General features: G+C 46.3%; 22 protein-coding genes. 10 read left to right on the forward strand and 12 right to left on the reverse strand.

From position 1 onward, the window contains the following. The 3 genes from KSW37_RS12200 to KSW37_RS12210 form a co-directional block, all read left to right on the forward strand. The coding region (locus KSW37_RS12200) for a hypothetical protein (RefSeq protein WP_217314691.1) at positions 1-393 on the forward strand (393 nt) is incomplete at its 5' end. Between the two features lie 139 nt (positions 394-532). Further along, positions 533-631, forward strand: coding sequence for a smalltalk protein (locus KSW37_RS12205; RefSeq protein ID WP_217314692.1), 99 nt, complete (start codon positions 533-535; stop codon positions 629-631). Positions 632-945: 314 nt separating this feature from the next. Continuing rightward, positions 946-2,094 carry a helix-turn-helix domain-containing protein gene (locus KSW37_RS12210; RefSeq protein WP_217314693.1) on the forward strand — a complete coding sequence of 383 codons (1,149 nt, stop codon included), beginning with the start codon at positions 946-948 and terminating at the stop codon, positions 2,092-2,094. A gap of 68 nt (positions 2,095-2,162) precedes the next feature. On the opposite strand, the gene folK is transcribed toward KSW37_RS12210, so the two are convergent. From folK to KSW37_RS12265, 11 genes are all read right to left on the reverse strand, one after another. Further along, positions 2,163-2,573: a 2-amino-4-hydroxy-6-hydroxymethyldihydropteridine diphosphokinase gene (folK, locus tag KSW37_RS12215; protein WP_217314694.1), complete on the reverse strand. Its 411-nt coding sequence runs from the start codon at positions 2,571-2,573 to the stop codon at positions 2,163-2,165. Between the two features lie 93 nt (positions 2,574-2,666). Further along, a complete protein-coding gene (queA, locus tag KSW37_RS12220) occupies positions 2,667-3,851 on the reverse strand; it encodes a tRNA preQ1(34) S-adenosylmethionine ribosyltransferase-isomerase QueA (RefSeq protein WP_217314695.1) in 1,185 nt (394 codons plus the stop codon). Positions 3,852-3,864: 13 nt separating this feature from the next. Beyond that, positions 3,865-4,581: a tRNA pseudouridine(55) synthase TruB gene (truB, locus tag KSW37_RS12225; protein ID WP_217314696.1), complete on the reverse strand. Its 717-nt coding sequence runs from the start codon at positions 4,579-4,581 to the stop codon at positions 3,865-3,867. 9 nt (positions 4,582-4,590) lie between these two features. Continuing rightward, positions 4,591-5,436 carry an undecaprenyl-diphosphate phosphatase gene (locus KSW37_RS12230; protein WP_144151938.1) on the reverse strand — a complete coding sequence of 282 codons (846 nt, stop codon included), beginning with the start codon at positions 5,434-5,436 and terminating at the stop codon, positions 4,591-4,593. Positions 5,437-5,475: 39 nt separating this feature from the next. Next, a complete protein-coding gene (locus tag KSW37_RS12235) occupies positions 5,476-5,703 on the reverse strand; it encodes a DUF3098 domain-containing protein (RefSeq protein WP_117587511.1) in 228 nt (75 codons plus the stop codon). A gap of 25 nt (positions 5,704-5,728) precedes the next feature. Next, a complete protein-coding gene (locus KSW37_RS12240; protein ID WP_217314697.1) occupies positions 5,729-6,607 on the reverse strand; it encodes a cell division protein FtsX in 879 nt (292 codons plus the stop codon). A gap of 282 nt (positions 6,608-6,889) precedes the next feature. Continuing rightward, entirely contained in the window at positions 6,890-7,672 is a 783-nt protein-coding gene (lpxA, locus tag KSW37_RS12245; protein ID WP_217314698.1) for an acyl-ACP--UDP-N-acetylglucosamine O-acyltransferase, read from the reverse strand. A gap of 30 nt (positions 7,673-7,702) precedes the next feature. Further along, positions 7,703-9,097 (reverse strand): efflux transporter outer membrane subunit, encoded by a 1,395-nt coding sequence (locus KSW37_RS12250; protein WP_153113092.1) that lies wholly within the window; start codon positions 9,095-9,097, stop codon positions 7,703-7,705. Positions 9,098-9,124: 27 nt separating this feature from the next. Beyond that, the gene (locus KSW37_RS12255; RefSeq protein WP_217314699.1) at positions 9,125-12,391 is read right to left on the reverse strand and encodes an efflux RND transporter permease subunit; all 3,267 of its coding nucleotides are present in this window, start codon (positions 12,389-12,391) and stop codon (positions 9,125-9,127) included. 93 nt (positions 12,392-12,484) lie between these two features. Next, the gene (locus KSW37_RS12260; RefSeq protein ID WP_217314700.1) at positions 12,485-13,696 is read right to left on the reverse strand and encodes an efflux RND transporter periplasmic adaptor subunit; all 1,212 of its coding nucleotides are present in this window, start codon (positions 13,694-13,696) and stop codon (positions 12,485-12,487) included. A gap of 175 nt (positions 13,697-13,871) precedes the next feature. After that, complete coding sequence (locus tag KSW37_RS12265; protein WP_217314701.1) at positions 13,872-15,314, reverse strand: CCA tRNA nucleotidyltransferase; 1,443 nt, start codon at positions 15,312-15,314, stop codon at positions 13,872-13,874. A gap of 111 nt (positions 15,315-15,425) precedes the next feature. On the opposite strand from KSW37_RS12265, the gene KSW37_RS12270 reads away from it, so the two are divergent. The 5 genes from KSW37_RS12270 to KSW37_RS12290 all read left to right on the forward strand — a co-directional run bounded on the left by KSW37_RS12270 (position 15,426) and on the right by KSW37_RS12290 (position 20,479). Further along, positions 15,426-15,974, forward strand: a complete 549-nt coding sequence (locus tag KSW37_RS12270; RefSeq protein ID WP_117727314.1) for a DUF1599 domain-containing protein — start codon at positions 15,426-15,428, stop codon at positions 15,972-15,974. 9 nt (positions 15,975-15,983) lie between these two features. After that, the gene (locus KSW37_RS12275; protein ID WP_217314703.1) at positions 15,984-18,077 is read left to right on the forward strand and encodes a BT_3928 family protein; all 2,094 of its coding nucleotides are present in this window, start codon (positions 15,984-15,986) and stop codon (positions 18,075-18,077) included. A 146-nt stretch (positions 18,078-18,223) separates the two neighbouring features. Beyond that, positions 18,224-18,871, forward strand: coding sequence for an SPOR domain-containing protein (locus KSW37_RS12280; protein ID WP_217314704.1), 648 nt, complete (start codon positions 18,224-18,226; stop codon positions 18,869-18,871). Positions 18,872-18,966: 95 nt separating this feature from the next. Continuing rightward, positions 18,967-19,560 (forward strand): GTP cyclohydrolase I FolE, encoded by a 594-nt coding sequence (folE, locus tag KSW37_RS12285; RefSeq protein WP_006849057.1) that lies wholly within the window; start codon positions 18,967-18,969, stop codon positions 19,558-19,560. Between the two features lie 163 nt (positions 19,561-19,723). Continuing rightward, complete coding sequence (locus KSW37_RS12290; RefSeq protein ID WP_217314705.1) at positions 19,724-20,479, forward strand: exodeoxyribonuclease III; 756 nt, start codon at positions 19,724-19,726, stop codon at positions 20,477-20,479. Positions 20,480-20,710: 231 nt separating this feature from the next. Here the strand turns inward: KSW37_RS12290 and KSW37_RS12295 are convergent, their stop codons facing one another. Next, positions 20,711-21,217 carry a hypothetical protein gene (locus KSW37_RS12295; RefSeq protein WP_217314706.1) on the reverse strand — a complete coding sequence of 169 codons (507 nt, stop codon included), beginning with the start codon at positions 21,215-21,217 and terminating at the stop codon, positions 20,711-20,713. 381 nt (positions 21,218-21,598) lie between these two features. On the opposite strand from KSW37_RS12295, the gene KSW37_RS12300 reads away from it, so the two are divergent. Next, a complete protein-coding gene (locus KSW37_RS12300; RefSeq protein WP_217314707.1) occupies positions 21,599-22,804 on the forward strand; it encodes a zinc-dependent metalloproteinase lipoprotein in 1,206 nt (401 codons plus the stop codon). 46 nt (positions 22,805-22,850) lie between these two features. Beyond that, entirely contained in the window at positions 22,851-24,095 is a 1,245-nt protein-coding gene (locus KSW37_RS12305) for a 3-phosphoshikimate 1-carboxyvinyltransferase (RefSeq protein ID WP_217314708.1), read from the forward strand. The last annotated feature ends 288 nt before the right edge of the window (positions 24,096-24,383 follow it).

Raw genomic sequence — 24,383 nt, forward strand, 5'->3', positions numbered from 1 at the left:
CAACTTCTTGATTTTCAATCAAAGTCCAATTTAGAGCGAGTTAGATTGTTTAACAGGTTTCGGATTGAAAGTGTGCTGAAAATCACGCCTTATCACACGCTGAAATTTGGTGGTATTGGGAAATTACAGTATCTTTGCATCGTGATTCAAGAAGGCTGCACTCGACAAAGCTTAAGCAAGCTTAGCTCTGTTCTCGTTTGCACTTTCTTTGCACTATCGTTCGAAGAAAGGCGGAAAGAGAAACGCAAGCCCGCCAGGCGTTCCGTCGGATTTGCAATCCGACGTCTAAAAAGGCTCGACCTATTTCCTTGCGGATTTGAAATCCGCAGCCGTAGGCTTTTCATATCTCTTTCTTTACATTCACGCCTGAGGCGGATTGCAAATCCGCATTAAAGTGGTCGAGCCTTTTTTGTCTGCGGATTGCAAATCCGCAGGAACGCCTAACGGACTCGCGCTTCTCCTTAGCGCCTAGCGGGGGTTGCGCAACCCACAAAAGTTAACATTTAACATTTAACACTTAACATTTAAAAATATGAAAGTAAATACTTGGAAAACAATTTTGCAGATTGCAATATCCTTCCTTACAGCCATCGCTACTACGCTCGGAGTTACCAGCTGTAGCACTCTTTAAAAGTAAAAAAGTAAAAAGGTAAAAGGGTAAAAAAAGCCTAGCGGGATGTTAAGACAGCGAGGTTGCTCTTTTTAAAAAGGTAAAAAGCCATAGCTTATTTTAAAGCCCCCGGTGCCTGGTGCACTGGGGGCTTTTTGCCTTCGGGGGACCAGCGATGGAATCGCTGGGAACGGGGACGCAAAGGAGGAAAGGCTTTTTTACCTTTTTACCATTAAAAGGTAATTAATACTTAAAAAGAAATAAAAACTTTGCGCGCTCTGCTGTTTTTTTATTACCTTTGTAGACTGAACTTTAAGAACGTAAAATTAGAAAGTATGATTCACTTTTTAGAACAGAACTTCGTTGAACTAGTAACCATAACCAGTATGATCTACCTGATACTGGCTGTCATCCTTTTTCTCTTCAAAACACCAGATACAAAGGTATACAAAACCTTCCGCAGATCAAAAAGTCTGATGGCAGGAGGGATGCTGCTCATCAGCCTGAATATTTGGATCTGGATTGCTTCATTTACAGGAAGCTGGACAGAATATAACAACTGGGTTCCCTGTTTCGATATCATCCTCTTTTATCTGATGGGCATCTGCTTCAGCTTCTCACTCAGCAGTCTCCTCGACCCGCATTATATCTCCCGGAAACGCTGCAAAGTGATTGCCGTGAAGTTCGTAATGACGGCTTTCTTCGCCCTCATCGCCATGACGGATGCCCTGAAGGACTATCAGATACCCCTGCTGCTTATCGCCCTGCTGGGACTGCTGGAGATGCTTATAGGACATATCTACTACTTCAACAGTTGCTACCTGAGAAGCAACGCGCTCTTTGAAAACTACTTCTCGAACGACAAAAACCATTTCATCAGATGGCTCAAGGTGAGTCACTGGCTCTTCTATGGCATGCTGATACTGGGCGTGATTTCCATCCGTACAGGTGCACTGATCAACTGGCTGGTGCAATTCTATGTAGTAGCCATGAACCTCTATATCCTGATCAACATCATCAACTATGCCTCTGAATACGAGACGCTGATGAAGGCAAACTGCGATGAGGAAAAGACTGAAGAAGAAGGAGAAGTGGCAGAGAAGGAAAAGAACGGAGAAATCAGCCCTAAGAAGGCATACATAGAAAAGCTGCGCCCGAGGGTAACGGAATGGATTCTGGAGAAATCATACCTGGAAGAACAGTTCACGATAGATGATCTTTCTGCCAGACTGTATACCAACAAGACCTATCTTTCTACCTTCATCAAGGAAGAATTCGGCATGAACTTCAGCAATTGGATAACGAGTCTGCGCCTGAAAGAAGCCAAGAAAATGATGAGCGAGCATCCTGATGCCCGACTGAAGGATATCGCCTACAACGTAGGTTTCTCCTCCCTGCCTTACTTCTCAAGCGTCTTCGCCAAATCTGAAGGCGTTACGCCATCTGTATGGATGAAAGAACGCAGCAGGAATAAAGAAGGATAAGAAACAGAAGAACGGGCTGGAAACCAAAAAGTTTCCAGCCCGTTCTTGAACCACATGCTAAAATTAAATTACTTAGAATAAATCTCCTTCAAAGGTTTCATCACGAAATCACGTTCTTCCATCAATGGATGAGGAACCTTGAAATCGGGCTCATCTATCACCAAGTCATCTATCATCAGGATATCGATGTCGATGATGCGGTCATGGTATTCGCCAGCCACCGACTTCATGGTGCGCCCCATTTCACGCTCTATGCGCTGCGTAGCCTCCAGCACCTGGCGCGGGGCCATCGTGGTGAGAACCAGCACACAGGCATTGATGTAGTCGTTGGGAGATGAATAGCCCCAAGGCTTGGTTTCGTAAAGAGCAGACTGGCGCTCTACCACACCAATCTGCTCTCCTATCTTTTCTATTACCTCGCGAATGTTGCGCTTTCGGTTGCCCAAATTCGTACCGAGACTTAAATATACCTGATACATACTTATTCACACTTTTATAAAATTGTGGATAACTAAACTAAAACTCAGTATACCAACAACTTATATGTGTATAAAAACTGTTTATACCGCTGTTTAATCTGGAAGTATCAACAATGAATCACCATAGCAGCCAAACATGTAGCCGTTCTTGACAGCCATCTTGTATGCCTCGTAAACCAACTCGTAACCACCAAAGGCAGCTGTACTCATCATCAGAGTTGACTCCGGATGATAGAAGTTGGCTACGGCACAGTCAGCAAGACCGAAATCGTATGGAGGGAAGATGAACTTGTTGGTCCATCCGTCGAATGCCTTCATCATACCGTCGGTTCCGACAGCCGTTTCAGTTGCCTTCATCACGCTGGTACCGATAGCGCAGACGCGATGGCCGGAAAGCTTGGTCTTGTTAACCAGATCACATGCCTCCTGACTGATTATCATCTGCTCAGAATCCATCTTGTGCTTGGTAAGGTCTTCAACCTCGATATCATGGAAGTTGCCCAGACCGCAGTGCAGGGTGATATAAGCCTCGTTGATACCGTTGATTTCCATACGCTTCATCAGCTCGCGGGAGAAGTGAAGACCGGTAGCAGGAGCTGTAACGGCACCCTCTACCTCAGCGAAAACACACTGGAAATCTTCCATATCATCCTCTGTAGCGTGATGATCTTCACGGGCATCGATGACGTAGCGTGGCAGTGGAGCCTCGCCCAGAGCGAAGAGCGAACGCTTGAAGACATCATGATTGCCATCCTCATCATAGAGGAAACGGAGGGTACGGCCACGGCTGGTAGTATTGTCGATAACCTCGGCAACCATCTCGTTGACATCATCGAAGAAAAGCTTGTTGCCGATACGGATTTTGCGGGCAGGCTCTACCAATACGTCCCAAAGGCGCATCTCCGGATTGAGCTCGCGGAGCAGGAACACCTCAATCTTGGCATCGGTTTTCTCCTTGGTGCCGTAAAGACGGGCTGGAAATACCTTGGTATTGTTGAAGATGAAGGTATCGCCCTCTTCGAAGAAATTCACGATATCCTTGAACTGCAGGAATACGGGATTGCCATCGGCATCAACCATATCCTTGCCTTTCTCATCTTTCTTGTACATCTCGATGGTTTCTGACTTCTTGTGGAGAACCATGAGTCGGGACTCGTCGCGGCGAGTAATCTCGAATGTACGTTCACCACTAGCCGTTTTTACCACGTGCTTTGCCTTATGTGGATAAAGTGCCACCTGATCTTTTGGCAACTTAAAGTTAAATTGTGATAGCTTCATGTTATATTTTTTATTACTTGGATGACTGAAGGCTGTCTTCGAGAGGCTGCTCATCAAGCCATTCCTGGAAATGATCAAAACTGATGCAGTTTTCTACTGCGAAACTTCCTGCCTTGGTACGGCGGAGGGCGGTCAGGAAGGCGCCACTATCTAGAGCCCTGCCGATATCTCGGGCGAGGGAGCGGATATAGGTGCCTTTGCCGCAAACTACACGGATGCTGGCGGTCTTCTCCTCATCGTTATAATCGGTGAGTTCTATCTCGTCTACACGCACGGTCTTCGGTTTGAGCTGTACCTCTTCGCCGGCTCGGCGCAAGGCATAAGAGCGGTCGCCATTCACCTTTACGGCGCTGTAGGTAGGCGGAACCTGCTGAATCTCGCCCACAAACTGCTTGAGCGTTTCCTCCACCAGCTGGCGGGTGATATGCTTCGTCGGATAGGTATGATTCACGCTATGTTCCTTATCGTAACTGGCGGTGGTAGCACCGAGCTGCAGAGTTGCAGTATACTCCTTGGTATGAGTCTGCAGCTGTTCTATCTGCTTGGTACATTTGCCGGTACAGAGCACCAGCACGCCAGTGGCAAGGGGATCGAGCGTACCGGCATGTCCTATCTTTACCTTAAAACCGAGCTTCTTACTGAGCAGATAGCGAATATGCGCCAGGGCTCCGAAACTCGACATGCGATAAGGCTTGTCGATGGCAATAATTTCTCCTTTTCTGAAATCCATAGTTTATGTTTAGTCAACCATCTGCATATCTACACCGCAAAGGCCGCAGATGATAATGATAAGTCCTACTACGATACGGTACCAGCCGAAAGCTGCAAAACCGTACTTGGTGACATAATTGATGAAAAACTTGATGGCGAGAATGGCAACGATGAATGCTACCACTGAGCCTAATATCAATGTGAACAGGTTGTTGCCCTGGGTGAGCAATGAGCCGCCGCCATGGCTGATGAGCTTATAAACCTCGAGACAGGTGGCGCCAAACATGGTTGGCACTGCCAGGAAGAATGAGAACTCGGCTGCTGCCTTTCGGGTAAGACGCTGGGACATACCACCTACGATGGTTGACATGGAGCGCGATACACCAGGAATCATCGCTATACACTGGATAAAACCGATAATCAGGGCACGCTTATAAGTAAGCTTGGTCTGTTCGCTGCCTTTATTGAATATCTTATCGCAGAAGAGCATGAAAATACCACCGATGACAAGCATCCAGCCCACCAGCTGTACATTGCCAAGATTTGACTCGATGAAATCATTGAAGGCAAGACCCAATACCACGGCAGGCACGGTACCTACAACAAGACGGGCATAGAAATCGAACATCGCCTTCCAATAGGTCTTCTCACCGGTCTTCACAGCCTCTGGATAGAAGAATCTCTTCCAATACAGACAGATGACAGAAAGGATGGCGCCAAACTGGATGATGACAGTAAAGGCGTTGACAAACTTATCCTGGATATCTACACCCAGCAAATTTTCTGCTATAATCATGTGGCCCGTACTGGATACAGGCAAGAACTCGGTCAATCCCTCTACGATAGAGATAATGATAGTCTGAATAAAATCCATCTAATAATAATATGTATATTAACTATTAACAATAAACTCTTAATTGTCTTTCGGCTTGTGAATCACCGCATAGATGATTGAAAGGAAACCTATCAATGTTACGGTTGGTGCTACTACGATACGACGGGTACTGAAAATATCAGTATCGAAGGTATGCTCGTTAGAACCGGCGCCACTCATCAGCAGAAAACCGATGATGATAATCGCCATTCCGATGCCTAACAAGATAAAGTTCATCTTGTCGAATGCTAAATTCTTCTTATCCATTATTTTTATGTTTAATGTGTAATGTTTAAATCTTGTACAGGTCTCCCGCCTTCATTTTCAGGAACTTATTGACCGAGATGCAGGCGCAGAAAGCGGTGATGATGATACCGAAGAGGAAGACGGAGCCGCCGGTGATGGCAAGTTCCTGCCAGCCCAAAACGTTCATCAACTCAGGTTCGTGGAGCGACCATGCATAGAGACAACCGCCCAGGAAACCGTCTGCAAGCAGGGCTGAAACAACACCCACAAGCATTGCCCTGCGCAGGAACGGACGGCGGATAAAGCCCCAGGATGCACCTACCAGCTTCATCGTATGGATGGAGAAGCGGCGGGCATAGATACCCAGACGCACCGTATTATTGATCAGCGAGAACGAGATGAAGGTGAGCAGGGCTGCAACAATCAGCAATCCGATACTGATCTTTGCCAACGAATTGTTTACCTGCTCTATCAGGTCGTGCTGATAAGTAACCTCTGTAACACGTGGGTATGCCTTCAGTTCCTTCGTAATCCACTTCAATGAATCATTGTTCGCGTAATCTGCCTTCGTCGTAATCTCTATGGAAGGCTGGAAAGGATTGACACCGGCAAACTCGCTCGGGTTGGTACCCAAATCGCGGGTAGCCTCTTTCAGTGCCTCTTCCTTGGTGATATAAGTCAGTGTATTGACATAAGGTCTTGCATTCAGACGTTTACACATCTGCAATCCCTCCGGATTAGTCATATCCTGTTCGAGCATCACCTGTACCACGAGATTCTCCTTCACGTAGGAAGAGAGATTGCGTCCCATGAGAACAGAGAAGATAACTAATCCCAACAAAATGAGCACCATAGCGGTACTGATACACAAAGTAATGACCTGCAATCCACGATGATTGCTAGGCTTATATTGTTTCTTTCTCATTTCTAAAAATCTTTACTATCTAAAAACCAAAAGGGCACAATGACCCAAATTGTCTGCAAAGATACGCATAAACGAAGAGATTACAAAATAAAATTGCATTTATTTACATTTATTCAATTAATTAATCGAACCACAGGCGAAAGTTCAGTTCAATTGAAAAAGGAAAAGGGCCAACCTCACGGTCAGCCCTTCACATACTAAGTAAAATTCAAATAGGTATGACTTGAATTTACTAAATGAAAATATATTTTTAGGAAATTTCCCACTATAATTACACCATCGTTACATTTTAGTGATGACACCCTTCTCTGTACTCTCCAGGAACTGGATGATGTTCTGAATCTCCGGACTATCTGGCACCTGATCTTTGATCTGGTTGATGGCATCGAAGAGGGATGTCTGACCATGGAATACCAATCGGTAGGCATTAGCAATATGCTTGCGAACCTTCTCGGTAACCTGGGCTGCTTCCATGATGATGGTGTTAGGACCTGCATACTTCACAGGCTTTCCACCGGCAATGATATAAGGAGGAATATCCTTAGAGAAGGTGGTACCTGCCTGAATCATCGCCAGGTCGCCTACTCGGGTCTTGGCGTTCTCTACTACAGATGTTGAGTAGATGACACCGTTACCAATCAAGCAGTCGCCCGCAATCTTGGTACCATAACCGAATACGCAACCGTTGCCGATTATGGTATCGTGAGAGATATGGGCACCTTCCATCAGGAAGTTGTTGTTGCCCAGAACGGTCTTGCCACCCTTGTGAGTACCACGGTTGATAACCACGTTCTCACGGATGGTATTGTTGTCGCCAATCACTACCTCACTCTCCTCACCGGTAAAGTTGAAATCCTGTGGGAGGGCAGCGATAACGGCTGCCTGGAACACCTTATTATTATTACCCATGCGAGTACCGTTCATGATGCTCACGAATGGATAGATGGTACAGTTGTCGCCGATGACCACATCGTCCTCGATATAGGCGAATGGATAGATCTTGCAGTTGTCTCCAATCTTAGCCTTTGGAGAAACCTCTGCCTTTGGACTTATTATACTAGCCATAACTATAAACTATTAATTATTAACTATAAACTACTTAGCTCCTCCACCCAATGCATAGTAGAGATTAACTACTGCCTGCATCTTGTTGAAGTCATCAGCTACCTTAGAAAGCTGTACGTTGAGGAGTGAAGACTGTGCCTGGATGATTTCAAGGTAAGAGCTGCCTGCAATACCCATCAATTCCTTGGTAGATTCTACATTCTTCTCGAGTACTTCTATTCGCTTCTGCTCTATCTTGCTCTTCTCATCAGAGTAGTTGTAGAGAACAAGCGCATTGCTCACCTCGCTACCAGCCTTCAGCACGGTATTCTGCCAGGTGTTGTAAGCCTGCTCATACTGCATCTTAGCCACCTTCAAACCGGCAATGATACGGCCGTTCTGGAAGATTGGCTGGGTAAGAGAACCTACTGCTGAGAGCAACCACTTACCTGGGTTCACGATACCTGCACCGCCTGAATTGGTGAAGGCACCTGTACCGGAAATGGTGATAGATGGATAGAACTTGCTGCGGGCGGTCTCTATGCCATAGAAGCACTGGGCAAGATTCATCTCGGCTGCGTGGACATCAGCACGGTTGTTGAGCAACTGGATGCCTACACCGGTTGAGAAATTAGATGGAAGACTCTGGTTATCCAACTTGCCACGGGCGATGCTATGTGCCTGGTCGCCGATGAGCAGACTCAGAGAGTTCTCTGTCTCACGAATCTGGCGCAACAGATCGGTCTTCTGGGTCAACACAGAATAGTAGTTAGACTCAGCTGACTGGATGGCTGGTGTACGGTAACCCAATCTGAGATCGTGCATCTTCTGCATAGTCTCCCAAGTATCCTTGGTCAATCCTTCCATATTGTTAACCAGCTCCACCTGCTTGTCGAGCATCAACAAGGTATAATACATGTTGGCGATGTTGGCGATGAGGTTGGTCTTGACAGATACCTGATAATCCTGCAACTGGAGCAGCGCCATCTGGGCGCCACGCTTCTGAGAGAGCAGGTTGCCGAAGAGGTCTACCATCCAGCTGGCTGTAACAGGCATCGTGTAAGTCTTGGTGGCAGCATTACCATCCCAGGAAGCGATAGTTCCCTGAGGAGTGAAAGACAAGGCAGGCACGAATGCCAACTTGGCACACTTCAGCTGCTCTTCTGCCATCTTCACGTTCAAAGCCGCATTGAGCAGGTTGACATTGTTGTTCAATCCCTTCTCAATGATTGACTGGAGCTGAGGGTCGGTAAAGACACTGCGCCAAGGAATGTTGGCGAAGGTAGTAGTATCCTTTACAGCCAAAGTATCTGTATCAGAAGCTACATCGCGAACGATACCGCTGGTCTTCACATCCGGACGCTCATACTTTCCGTAGAGAGTCTTGCAGCTGCTCAGAGAGAGCGCTGCGAGACCCAATATGATGATATTTAAATTCTTTTTCATTGTTTCCTTTGAAGTTACATTGCGTTATTACTTCTTCTCGATACCCTTCTGCTGATGAGCGGCATTGGCATACTGCTCCAACTCGGCAGCTACCTCCTCGTTCAACTCATCCTCGAACTTCATTGGGGTCAACTTCTCCTGCAACCACTGGAAGACTGCGAAGAGAGCAGGAACCACGAAGATCTGACAGAGAGTACCAATCAACATACCACCTACGGCGGCAGCACCCAAAGTCTGGTTACCATTCTTACCTACACCAGATGCGAACATCAGAGGCAACAGACCGATAACCATCGCCAGAGAGGTCATCAGGATAGGACGGAGACGGGCACCGGCACCCAGGATAGCTGAGTACTTGATAGCCATACCCGTACGACGACGCTCGAGGGCGAACTGTACGATAAGGATGGCGTTCTTAGCCAACAGACCGATCAACATAATCAACGAAATCTGCATGTAGATATCGTTAGAGTGACCGAAGAGGTTGGTGAAGATGAACGAACCTGCCAAACCGAATGGGATAGACAATACTACAGACAATGGCAAGATGTAACTCTCGTACTGGGCACTCAAGATGAGGTAAACGAATACGATACAGAGTGCGAAGATCAAACCTGTAGAGTTACTGGATTCAGCCTCAGAACGGGTCAAACCAGAGTACTCATAGCTATATCCCTCTGGCAATGTCTCCTTGGCAACCTCAGCAATCGCCTTCATACCGTCACCGGTAGAGTAACCGCTGTTAGGAGTTACAGATACATCCATAGAGGTAAACAGGTTGAATCGTGTGATGTTAGACGGACCATAAACCTTCTTCAAGTTCACGAACTCGCTTACAGGAGACATGGTGCCATCAGCACAACGAACGTAAATCTTGCTCAGATCGTCTGGACGCATACGACTCTCAGGACCAGCCTGAATCATGACACGGTAGAGCTTACCGTAGGCATTGAAGTTAGATGCGTAGAGACCACCGAGATAACCCTGCATGACAGACAATACTGAAGATGGAGAGATACCAGCCTGCTTGGTCTTGGCAACATCTACATCTACCATATACTGTGGATAGTTAGGGTTGTACTGAGTCTGGGCGGTCTGAATTTCAGGACGCTTGTTCAACTCAGCCAGGAACTTCTTCACATTATTATAGAACTTATTCAAGTCACCACCGGTCTTATCCTGCATGGTCATGGTGATACCATTCTGTACAGAGAAACCGGAAATCATAGGTGGAGCAAAGGCAAGAACCTGTGCATCCTTGATCGTAGCAGTCTGCTTGTAGATCATACCCAACACAGAAGTGTATTCCATTGGGTTGACAAACAGCGCCTCAATACCGCCACCGGTACAAGCCTCCTTGATACGGTGGAAGAATCCACCCGGACGCTCCTCGAATGGCTTCAGCTTCACGATGATGGTACCCTGGTTAGAACCGGCACCACCGATAAAGCTATAACCCATGATGGCGTTACGGGTTGCGATGGCTGGGTTGTTAGCCAGCATCTTATCTACCTGCTTAACCACCTCTGCTGTACGTTCCTGAGAAGTACCAGGAGCTGTAGAGATACAAGCGAAGATAGTACCGGTATCCTCATCAGGCACCAGACCCGTCTTGGTAGTACCCATCAGGGCAACCAGACCTACGATACTGACAGCCACGAGGCCACCAGCAATGATGCCATGATTGATAACCCACTTGACACCACCTTTATATTTATTGGTAATCTTATCAAACTGATAGTTGAATCCTGCGTGGAAACGGTCTACGAAAGACATCTTCTTCTCGTGACCCTCCTCGTGTGGCTTCAGCAACACGGCACAGAGTGCAGGAGACAGCGTCAACGCATTGATAGCCGAAATAACGATAGATACAGCCATGGTTACACCGAACTCACGGTAGAAGTAACCGGAAGTACCACCGATGAATGATACAGGAACGAACACGGCAGACATCACCAATGTAATAGAGATGATGGCGCTGGAAATTTCGTTCATCGCATCGATAGATGCAGTAAGGGCACTCTTGTAACCCTGGTCGAGCTTGGCGTGAACCGCCTCGACCACCACAATGGCATCATCGACCACAATCGCAATAGCCAGCAGCAGGGCTGACAGCGTAAGCAGGTTGATGGAGAATCCGAAGATCCAGAGGAAGAGGAACGTACCGACCAGAGCCACAGGCACGGCAATCATAGGAATCAGCGTAGAACGGAAGTCCTGCAAGAAGATATACACTACGATGAACACCAGTACCAGGGTGATGATCAAGGTGAAGATAACCTCCTCGATAGATGCGAACAAGAACTCGGTAACATCCATCAGGATGACATTCTTCAACCCAGGAGGATAACTCTTCTCCAGTTCATCCAACGTCTTCTTTACGTCGCTGGCAATCTGGGTAGCGTTGGAACCGGCAATCTGCTGAACCATACCCATCACGGCAGGCTGACCATCATTGAGCAGGTTTACGTTATACTGCAAACCACCCAACTCAATCTTGGCAACTTCGCCCAGACGGAGCGTCTGACCGGAAGTATTGCTCTTGATGAGGATGTTCTCATACTCCAATGGAGTCTTCAAACGACCCTTGTAACGCAAGGTATATTCATACTGCATATCAGAGCTCTCACCAAAGCTACCAGGGGCAGCCTCGATATTCTGCTCTGCCAAAGCCTGAGAAATATCAGAAGGAACCAGTCCGAACTCCTTCATCTTCTCTGGCTTCAACCAGATACGCATAGAGTAGTTACGGGTAGAAGGGCTCTGCACATCACCCACACCATTGATACGCTTCAACTGAGGAATGACGTTAATCAGGGCGTAGTTGGTAACAAACTGGTCGTCGTAACGGCCATCGTCTGTGGTCAGAGCGAACATCATGACGTTAGAACTCTGACGCTTGGTTACGGTGACACCCACCCTGGTAACCTCGGCAGGCAACAGAGACTGCGCCTGAGATACACGGTTCTGTACATTGACCGCAGCCATATCTGGGTCGGAACCCTGCTTGAAGTAAACGGTGATGCTGGCATAACCAGAGTTAGACGCAGAAGAGGTCATGTAGGTCATGTTCTCCACACCGTTGATACTCTCCTCCAAAGGAGCGATGACAGAGTTCAACACCGTCTGGGCATCAGCACCCTGATAGGTAGTAGATACCGAGATGGTAGGCGGCGCGATATTCGGATACTGCTCGATAGGCAGCGATACCAAGCCGATAATACCCAGCAAGACGAAGAAGATGGAAACCACCGTCGAAAGTACTGGGCGCTTTATAAAGTTTGTAAATGACATAATCTTATTTTAATTAAGAATTAATAATTAACAATTAATAATTGCCCCAAGGCCTATTAATTATTCATTATACATTATTAATTATACATTATATTACTTCTTGCCGCCCATAGCAGTAGCAAATGCGTGAGCATTGTCCTGAGACTCACTCAACTTGGTAGCCTCAGCAATCTTCTGATTGTAGCGCTCCAGAGTGATAGGCTTGATCTGCTGACCATCGGTCAACTTGGTAATACCCTTCAAAACAATACGGTCGCCTACATGAAGACCTGCAGTTACGATATAGTTCTTGCCATCATCCTGTGGATTTACCTTGATCTCAGAATACTTCACCTTGTTATCCTTGGTTACGATATAAACGAAGATTTTATCCTGAACCTGAGAGCAAGCCTCCTGAGGGATGACGATAGCGCTGTTATGATCGTTAGGAACCACGATAGAACCTGCACCACCACTCTTCAGCAACTTCTCTGGGTTAGCGAAGTGAGCGATGAGAGAGATAGAACCGGAAGTAGCATCGATGACACCACTCATCTTAACCACCTTACCTGGGTGATTATAGATAGAACCGTCTGCCAACTGCAACTTAACAGCTGGGAACGCTGCGATGGCTGCCTGAATGCTACCATTGGTCTTAGACATGCTCAAGATCTGAGACTCAGAGAGTGAGAAGAATACCTCCATGGTGCTGATGTTAGAAACGGTTGTCAGAGCCTGACCAGAAGCGCTTACCAAAGCACCCACCTTGAAAGGAAGGCTACCTACTACACCTGCAGAAGGGCTGGTAACGGTACACCAAGCCAACTGCTCGCGGGCTGAAGCCAATGCTGCCTCTGCCTGAGCTACCTGAGCCTTAGCTGTTGCATAGCTGTTAGCTGCTGTAGAGAGTTCAAATTCACCGATAATCTTGCTATCATACAACTTCTTGTTGTTCTGATAAGTCAACTTAGCTGTATTTGCCTGTGCCTTAGCTGTATTTACAGCGGCAGCAGCAGAACGGACAGCAGCCTGATAGGTCTCGCTATCAATAGAGAATAAAGCCTGACCTGCTGATACAGTCTGTCCCTCGTGTACAAAAACCTTAGTGATAAAACCAGAAACCTTAGGACGTACCTCTACATCCTGGATACCCTTGATGGTAGCAGGATAGGTAGTCTGCAATGCGGCGCTGGAAGTACCGATAGTAGCCACAGCGAACTCATCGTCGCTGAAGTCAGGCAGACCGCCCTTCTTACTTCCACCACATGATGTCAACGCAGCAAGAACACAAACTGCTGCAACAAACAAAACGCTTTTAATTTTCATACCTATTTTTATATTATAATTTGTTATTTAATCTTTAATCTTCTCTTATTCAAAAGTTCTTTTCGTCCTCTAACGAAAACTTTTATGCGCCTTTAAGTTTTAAAAGCGGTGCAAAAGTACTAATAATAAATGAATAACGGCTCGCAAGGAGCCGTTATTTAACAAAAATTATTCTCTATTTTGAGTTTTCTGCATTTACCAATCCCATCTCCTGAGCCTTCTTCATCAAAAGCGCCATCAATGGTTCACGCTCATTAGCCACCTTATTATCCAATACAGCATCCTTGAGATACTGCTTCAGGGTACCTACCTCACGGCAAGGTGTAAGATGGAACATCTCCATAATCTCATTACCATCAATACATGGCTGGAGAAGTCGCTTATAATCACGTTCCTGCAGATCAACCAGTTTCTCGCGCACCATCTTGAAATTATCCAGAAAACGCTGCTTTCGCACCTGGTTCTTGCTGGTGATATCAGCCTCGCAGAGCGTCATCAGGTCGTTGATGTCATCGCCGGCATCATTCAGCAGGCGGCGTACGGCACTGTCGGTAACCTCCTCATCAGCAATCACAATCGGGCGCATGTGGAGTTCTACCAGCTTCTGCACATACTTCATCTTCGCATCCATCGGAAGTTTCATACGGCGGAAGATACCTGGGATCATCTTTGCACCTATTATATTATGGCTGTGGAATGTCCAGCCGATATTGTTATCCCAGCGCTTGCTCTTCGGTTTGCCGATGTCGTGGAAGAGAGCAGCCCAGCGGAGCCAGAGGTTATCAGAATGCTTGCAGACATTCTCGAGCACCTCCATCGTATGGTCGTAATTATTCTTATGTGCCCTGCCGTTTCGCGTTTCCACCTTATCCATCGCAACCAGTTCTGGCAGAATGAGATCGAGCAGACCTGTATCTTTCAGGTAATAGAAACCGCAGCTTGGGTGCTTGGAGAGCATAATCTTGTTCATCTCGTCGCAGATTCGCTCAGCACTGATAATCTTCAGGCGCTCGGCATTGCGGGAGAGCGCATCATAGGTCTCCTCCTCTATCTGGAAATTGAGTTGGGTAGCGAAACGCACGCAACGCATCATACGCAGCGGGTCATCAGAAAAAGTGATATCCGGGTCGAGCGGAGTGGCAATAATGCCATCTTCCATATCGTAGACACCATCAAAAGGATCTACGAGTTCTCCAAAACGGTCTTTGTTCAGGCAGATAGCCATCGCATTGATGGTGAAGTCGCGGCGGTTTTGGTCATCCTCCAGCGTTCCATCTTCCACAATAGGTTTTCTGGAATCGCGATGATAGCTCTCCTTACGGGCGCCAACAAACTCCACTTCAGTATCCTGATACTTCACTTGTGCTGTTCCGAAATTACGGAACACAGAGAGATGCGCCTTTCTTCCGAGCATCTTCTTCAAGGCAGAAGCTACCTCTATACCGCTACCAACCACAACGACATCAATATCATTGGAAGGTCGCTCCAGGAAGAGGTCACGCACATATCCACCTACTACATAACACTCCACAGACAGCCCATCTGCTGCCTCTGAAATCTTATGAAATATATCCTTATCCAGTATCTGTGCCAGTTCGGCATTGGTCAAATTTCTCATACTCTTTCTACTTTCGGGGTGCAAAGTTACTGCAAAATATGTAAAATACAAAATAAATATTTGGCTATTTCACAATAAATGTGTAATTTTGCACCGAATTTCGAAATTATTATGGCAGATTTATTGAAAACAGAACAGCAGTTTAAGAATGTCATGAGCGAATGCAGGACATTATTTGAGAAGAAGCTTCATGATTATGGAGCCTCTTGGAGAATCTTGCGCCCTTCTTCTCTGACAGACCAGCTCTATATCAAGGCGAAGCGCATCCGCTCGCTCGAAATCAAGAAAGAATCTTTGGTTGGCGAAGGTATCCGTCCGGAATTCATCGCCCTTATCAATTATGGTATCATAGGACTCATCCAGCTCGAAAAGCCTTTCGTGGATGAAGTGGATATGACACCCGAAGAGGCTATGAAATTATACGACCTCCATGCAAAGGAGGCGCTGGAACTGATGCTCAGGAAGAACCATGACTATGATGAGGCATGGCGCTCGATGAGAGTAAGCAGTTATACCGATTTCATACTGACCAAGATTCAGCGCGTAAAGGAAATTGAAGACATCGCCGGCGCTACCCTCGTTTCTGAAGGTATTGATGCCAACTATATGGACATCATCAACTATGCCGTCTTCGGTGCCATCAAAATGAGCGAGAAGTAAAAGAAATCAATGATGGAGAATAAGGCAACTCACATATTAACAAAGATAGCGGTCAATATCGGGCGACTGCTGATGGCAATAACCTTCATTTTCTCAGGATTTGTGAAGGGAATTGACCCGTTAGGCACGCAATACAAGATAACTGACTATCTGGAGGCGCTGCACATCGACTGGATGTTTCCTTCATGGAGCACTTTGCTGATGTCTATCGTGCTGGCTATGTGCGAGTTTGCCATCGGTATCTTCTTGCTCCTTGCCATCCGCCGAAAACTGGTCAGCAAGATTGCGCTGCTCGTGATGAGCGTGATGACGCTGATTACCCTATGGATTGTCATCGCAGACCCGGTGAAAGATTGTGGCTGCTTCGGTGATGCCATCGTGCTCACCAACATGGAGACGTTCGTCAAGAACCTCATTCTCCTTGCCATCGCTATCCTACTCTGGAAGAAACCGCTGGAAATGCCACAGCTGGTATCTAAACCAACCCAGTGGATTGCCATCAACTACACCTTCCTCTTCTCTATCGTGATGAGCATCTGGAGTCTGTGGTATCTGCCGCAATTCGACTTCCGTCCTTACCACATAGGTGTCAACATTGCCAAGGGCATGGAGATTCCGAAGGGAGCCAAGCAACCCAAGTTTGATACCACCTTCATTCTGGAGAAGAACGGAGAACGGAAGGAGTTTACGATAGACAACTATCCAGACTCCACCTGGACTTTCATAGACAGCAAGACGGTTCAGACCGAAGAAGGATACGTACCTCCAATCCACGACTTCAGCATAGCTGATGCCAAGACGGGAGAAGACATTACCCAGGAAGTGATTCACGATAAAGGCTACACCTTCCTCCTGGTTTCGCCACATCTGGAATTTGCCGATGACAGCAACTTCGGCAATATCGATGAGATTTACGAATATGCCAACGACCATGGCTACCGGTTTCTCTGCCTCACGGCAAGTACGGAGAAAGCCATCAAGCACTGGCAGGACATAACAGGAGCGGAATATCCCTTCTATGTCACAGACGAGACTACGCTGAAGACGGTAATCCGCAGCAACCCAGGTCTTCTTCTGCTGAAGGACGGAACCATCATCCAGAAATGGAGCCACAACGATTTGCCTGACATGGCAGAGATTGGTGACAAGCCACTGGAGAAGACCGAGATAGGCAAGATACCGGAAGTAAGTGCCGCCAAGAAGATAGCCGGCATCATCTCCTGGTTCATCATTCCGCTGGTACTCCTCACCATTGCCGACCGGCTCTGGGCTTGGGGCGCCTGGATCAGAAAGAAAGAGAATTCGAACAGAATATTATCAACTTTTAAAAAGAAAAGAAAAATGAGAAAGAAAATTGTAGCAGGTAACTGGAAAATGAACATGAACCTGCAGGACGGTGTTGCTCTCGCTAAGGAAATTAACGAGGCATTGGTAGCAGAAAAACCAAACTGCGACGTAGTAATCTGTACTCCATTCATCCACTTGGCTTCTGTAGCTCAGGTTTTGGATTCAAAGGTAGTAGGTCTCGGTGCTGAGAACTGCGCTGACAAGGCTAAGGGTGCTTTCACAGGTGAGGTTTCAGCTGAGATGGTAAAGAGCACAGGTGCTCAGTATGTTATCCTCGGTCACTCAGAGCGTCGTCAGTACTATGGCGAGACTGCAGAGATCTTGAAGGAGAAGGTAGAGTTGGCTTTGGCTAACGGTTTGAAGGTTATCTTCTGCTGCGGTGAGACTCTCGAGGAGCGTGAGGCTGAGAAGCAGAACGAGGTAGTAAAGGCTGAGTTGGAAGGTTCAGTATTCCACTTGAGCGCTGACGCTTGGAAGAACATCATCCTTGCTTACGAGCCAATCTGGGCTATCGGTACAGGTAAGACTGCTACTTCTGACCAGGCTGAAGAGATGTTGGCATACATCCGCTCTATCGTAGCAGAGAAGTATGGCAACGAGGCTGCTGAGGATACATCAATCCTCTACGGTGGTAGCTGCAAGGCTAGCAACGCACCTGAGCTCTTCGCTAAGCCAAACATCGACGGTGGTTTGATCGGTGGTGCTTCTTTGAAGGCTGCTGACTTCAAGGGTATCATTGACGCTTGGAAGAAGTAATCTCATAAGGATATTACATTTCCCGAAGGGATGCCTTCTTCCTGAAGTGCATCCCTTCATTCTTCATTACACCTTATTATATATAGAGATAACTAAAAATAAGGTATTGTTTAAAAAACAAGACGACAAACATAAAAGGAATAGTCATGAAACAATTCGTCACATTATTGATTATGATCCTCTGCTCAACATTCACAGCTAATGCGCAGAACTACCTGGACCATCTCAAACAGAAGGAACCGGGAAAGGGTGTTGTAACCGTGAACCAAAGTAAGGCGATTGATGAACTGGTAAACGGCAAACAAGTGATTCCACAAGACGACAAGACTAAGACTACCCCACAGAAAAAAGAAAAAGAGCCTGAAACTCAGCATAAGCAGGGTCCTGATTCCCTGAAAAAGACTGAGCCACAGCATCATGAGGCAACCCGAGAGAATGCCCGCGTGAACAATGCCCAAAAGGCAGAGAACAAAAAAGAAGAAACAGAGACACCTGTAGTGGATATGCGCAAGAAAGTGATGCGCAAGAGCTATAAGGTTACAGGATATAGAGTACAGGCTTTCGCTGGCGGCAATTCACGTAACGACCGTCTGAAAGCAGAACAGACTGGCAACCAGCTGAAAGTTCATTTCCCTGAACAGCCGGTTTATGTTCATTTCTACTCTCCAAGATGGATTTGCCGAATGGGCAACTTCCGCAGCTTAGCTGAAGCCCAGAAGATGCTCGCCAAGGTTCGCTCCCTGGGATACAGACAGGCATGCCTTGTAAAGGGACAGATTACCGTGCAATATTAAAAAGTGAAGAGTGAAAAGTGAAGAGTGAAGAATTCAACAGCCTTACTATTCATAAAGTTCAAAGTTCAAAATTCAAAGTTCAAAGTAAATAAGATATGAATCCAGAAACAGAATTTCGCGAGGGATTGGACGAACTCGCAGAACACTATACTGAAGTATTAAAACTCTTGGGAGAAGACCCTGAACGTGAAGGACTTGTAAAAACACCGATGCGAGTAGCCAAGGCAATGCAGATACTGACACGCGGCTATACACAGGATGCACACAAGGTATTGACCGATGCCCTCTTCGAAGAGAAATACAACCAGATGGTCATCGTGAAAGATATTGATTTCTTCTCGATGTGCGAGCACCACATGCTTCCTTTCTATGGCAAGGTGCATGTAGCCTATATCCCGAACGGCAAGATTACAGGTCTGAGCAAGATTGCCCGTGTGGTTGATATCTACAGCCACCGTCTCCAGGTACAGGAGCGTCTTACCCAGCAGATTAAAGACTGCATTCAGGAAACATTGAATCCTCAGGGTGTGATGGTAGTGATTGAAGCCAAGCACATGTGCATGCAGATGCGCGGTGTAGAGAAACAGAATTCCATTACCACCACCAGCGACTACAGCGGAGTCTTCAATTCACTGAACACCCGCCAGGAGTTTATGAGTCTGCTGAGAGGAGAAAGTAAAAGAATCTAAATATAATGAGTAGTTATTAGTGAGTAGTGAGTAGTTATTAGTGATTAGTGATTAGTGATTAGTGATTAGTGATAATCGTTAGAATCCATAAGTAATCACTAATCACTACTAAGTAATCACTACTAAGTAATCACTAATCACTACTAAATAATCAATAAACACAATGTTAAGGTTTATATCCTGGAACGTAAATGGCCTGCGCGCTTGCGTGGGCAAGGACTTCGAGAACCAGTTTAAGGAACTCGATGCCGACTTCTTCTGCCTGCAGGAAACCAAGATGCAGGAGGGACAGCTCGACCTTCAGTTTGAAGGCTACGAGAGTTATTGGAACTACGCTGAGAAAAAAGGATACTCCGGTACAGCTATCTATACCAAGCACAAGCCATTAAACGTAAGTTATGGTATGGGCGTAGAGGAACATGATCATGAAGGCAGAATCATCACGCTGGAATATGACCAGTTCTATCTCGTTACCTGCTACACCCCAAATTCGCAGACAGAACTCAAGCGCCTGGATTATCGTATGACTTGGGAAGACGATTTCCGCAAGTTCCTGAAATCTCTTGACGCCAAGAAACCTGTTATCATCTGCGGCGATCTGAATGTAGCTCACGAAGAGATAGATATCAAGAATCCGAAGACCAACCGCCGCAATGCCGGTTTCACCGATGAGGAGCGCGAAAAGATGACCGTTCTTCTGAATGATGGCTTCACCGACAGCTTCCGTTATCTCCATCCAGATGAGGTAACCTATTCGTGGTGGTCATACCGTTTCAAGGCGCGCGAGAAGAATGCCGGTTGGCGTATCGATTACTTTCTAGTATCCGACCGTATCAAGGAACAGATTACAGAAGCTAAGATCCATACTGAAATCATGGGCAGCGACCATTGTCCGGTAGAAGTAGATTTAACGTTCTAATCCTACCTTTCATACAACAGCAATAAGAATAATCAGAAGAGGGTGAATCATAAGTTTATGATTCACCCTCTTCTTGTTGTTGGTAAATATAGGTCATAAAAAAAGGGGATGCACCTTCCTCACGGAAGCCATCCCCATATTGGTCATATCAACATAAAATTTTAATTTATATAAGAGAGATTTTCTTTTAATTCAATGAAGTAACAAAACTACATAGTTGCTTATTTCTGATTACATGAACTGCTTCAATTCAGAGAGATTTCTCTTCTCAGAAGTACCGTCCTTGTAAGTTACCATGAAGTAGTTGTGAACAGACTTGCCATTCTTGAACTGAACGACAGCTACACCGCCTTCACGGAGCTGGAGTGTGAAGTAGCCTTCGCGCTTACCATTAACATACTTGCCATGCCACTTCTCCTTACCATTCTTATAATAGGTAGTAACCTCACCATTAAAGATAGTATTGCGATCGTTGCCGAGGTCGATAAAACTATAACCACCTTCAGCACGGAGATTACCGTTCATATAGAAGTCCTGGAAAACGTCCTTCTTGTTAAGGCCTGAACCAGTAGTCATCAGCAGTCTGTAATAACTAGCCTGTTCTGCACTGGTTACATTGCTCATATTTTCTGCATAGAAAATAGTGTCAGCTACAACTGTTGCATTCTCTACGTGCTTACGACCGAAAGCTGCTATGGTCATCAAAGCCATCAATGAGAATAATATCATTCGTTTCATATCGTTTATTTTTAGGATGTTATTGTAATTGTCTTTGTTTCTTTTTCTGGTGCAAAGATACAACGATTTCCGAAAAGTTCATAATTCCTTAACGCTATTTTATCTTATTTTTTGGTTAAGTTATACTTTTCGCTTTAGGACGCACACAATCTTACAATTTGCAATTTCATAGCCTAAAAATTCGCATATTGCACGAAGACCTACCTTACAAAACGCTATTTTCATGGACTCAAGTTTACAAAATGTAACTGAATTGATATACATCAAGAAGATGAAAGCACAAGTTTTTTGGCATTTTGAGAAACTTTTTCAGGATATTTCTCGCCTATCTTCTTTTATTTTTGTATTTTTGCACGAAAATATATAATATAAGGTACGCGCATGAGAAAAATTCTTTATTTCATGATCGCCCTCACCGTCCTCAGCCTTGCATCATGCAAGGATACAGAAGGCTCTATCGGCGACCCTATCATATCCAACGGGCAAGACCGTGACAGCGATATCATTACAGGCGATGATTATGTCTATCATCTGCCTGTCATCTTCCATGTCTTCTACAGTAACAGCAAGCAATACATCGAATATACCCGCCTCAAGGAGATTCTCTCCAACGTGAACGAACTTTATCAGGGCGATGTCTACAACTATCAGATGGATACCATCCCGAGCGAGAACCTGCATATCCTGTTCGAACTGGCTGAAAAGGATGAGAGTGGCAAGAGACTCAGTACACCGGGTGTAGAATATATCAAGGTTTCAGAATCAGAGTTCGACTGCGAGAGCTTCATGAAGGACAAGAAGTATGTACAGTACTGCTGGGACCAGAACAACTACATCAATGTGATGGTATATGCCTTCAAGAAGACCGATGAAAACAGCACCACGCTGGGCATCAGTCATCTGCCTTACCAGGTAGGCGGCTATCCACAGATAGATGGTTTGAGCAATGGCAAGAACTATCCGCTGAGCAAACCGGGCAAATTTCCGTATTGCGTTTCGCTTAATTCTATCTATGTGGGAAGGGATAAAGAAGGAACCCGATATACTACCGATAAGAATCACAAGGGATATACCCCCAATATATTGGACCCGAATGCTACCTTAGCTCACGAACTGGGACATTATCTAGGTCTCTTCCACTGTTTCTCTGAGAAAACTGTGAAAGGTAAATCTGAGGCTGCCGATGATGATGACGACTCTGACTATTGCGATGATACGCCTAGCTACAACCGAATAGAATACGACAAGTGGCTGACAAAATATATCAGTGATGCAAAAGCCAACAATAAGGATACTTTAGACATGAGAGAGGTGGCCATACGCACCAACAGCAAGGGCGAGAAATGGCAGTCAGACAATCTGATGGACTACAGCATCTGTTACAGCATGCGATTCACCCCAGAACAGGCAAACCGCATCCGTCAGGTTCTGTATTACTCGCCCCTGATACCGGGTCCGAAGAAGATTCGTCCGAGAACCCGTGCATGGGATGAGATGCCGGAAACAGAAGATGACCTCCCAATCCGATATGCCAAGGAGAAGGCTGTCTGCATCAAGGACATCCGGATACTGAAGGCTGAGAAATAGCAAAATCAGAAAAAAGAGTATTAAAAGAAACAGAAACAAGAAGAAAATGAAATATACAATCAAGGCTCCACGCCAACTCAATGCAAGCATCAACTTGCCAGCTTCCAAGAGTATCAGCAACCGTGCATTGGTAATCAATGCCATGGCGGGATGCAAGTTGCAGCCCCACAACCTGAGCGATTGCGATGATACAGAAGTCATCATTGCGGCCCTGCGCGATATGCCTGATGTCATCAACATCAAGGCTGCCGGTACTGCCATGCGCTTTATGACCGCCTATCTTTCAGCTACACCGGGTGAGCATACCATCACAGGTACAGAGCGCATGCAGAACCGCCCTATTGCTATCCTGGTAGATGCCCTGCGTTACCTCGGAGCTGATATACAGTATGAAAAGAAAGAGGGCTATCCTCCACTCCACATCGTTGGTAAGCCATTGGAAGGCGGACATCTCGAAGTGGTGGGAAACATCAGTTCGCAGTATATCTCGGCGCTGCTGATGATTGGTCCGATTCTGAAAAATGGTCTGGAACTGAAGCTGACGGGAGAGATTGCATCCCGTCCTTACATCGACCTCACACTGTGGACGATGCAGAACTTCGGAGCCAGTGCCGAATGGACCGATGTGGATACCATCACCGTAAAGCCACAGCCTTACAGCTGCGTAGCCGACTACACCATCGAGAATGACTGGAGCGCTTCTTCTTACTGGTATGAAATGATGGCGCTGAACGGAAACCCTGATTCTGAGGTAAGACTCGAAGGCCTGTTCGACAGTTCCAAGCAGGGCGATTCTGTCGTGAAATACATCTTCAGTCTGTTGGGCGTGAAATCAGAATTTGAGAACCGTGATGTTCTTTCTCCTGTCAAGTTGAAAGTCCAGCATTGTCTCTTGCCTCGTTTCGACTACGATTTCAGCGGTTCTCCAGACCTTGCACAGACCATCGTTGTAGCCTGCTGTGCCCTGGGCGTAAAGTTTAAGTTCACCGGGCTTGCAAGTCTCAAGATCAAGGAGACCGACCGCATCGAGGCATTGAAGAAGGAGCTGAAGAAGGTGGGTTACGTGATTTATGACGAGAACGATAACACGCTGATTTGGGATGGCGAGACCTGCGAGCCTAGTTTCGAGCCTATCGACACCTACGAAGACCATCGCATGGCACTTGCCTTCGCCCCTCTTGCCTTCAAGTTCCCTCAGATAGAAATCAACAATCCTGAGGTGGTGAGCAAATCCTATCCTCATTATTGGGAAGACCTCAAAAAGGTGGGATTTGAAATAGTTGAAAGTTAATAGTTGATAGTTAACAGTTGATAGTTGACTGAAGTTTCGCATGTGGTTCAAGTATGGGCTGAAGGCCCAAAAACTCCAAAAGCAGCACGCCCTGAAAGGGCAGAAGCTCCTAGCCCAGGGCATCGCCCTGGGTATAATGGCAATCAGCAAGGCGCCCTGTAAGGGCAAAAGCTTTGTATATTGCCAGGTATTTGAAAGCTTTTGCCCTTACAGGGCGACAGGTTTGCGCCCATAAACACCCAGGGCGATGCCCTGGGCTAGGAGCTTCTGCCCTTTCAGGGCGTGTGG

Source organism: Segatella copri (genome assembly GCF_019127135.1).
Taxonomy (GTDB): Bacteria; Bacteroidota; Bacteroidia; order Bacteroidales; family Bacteroidaceae; genus Prevotella.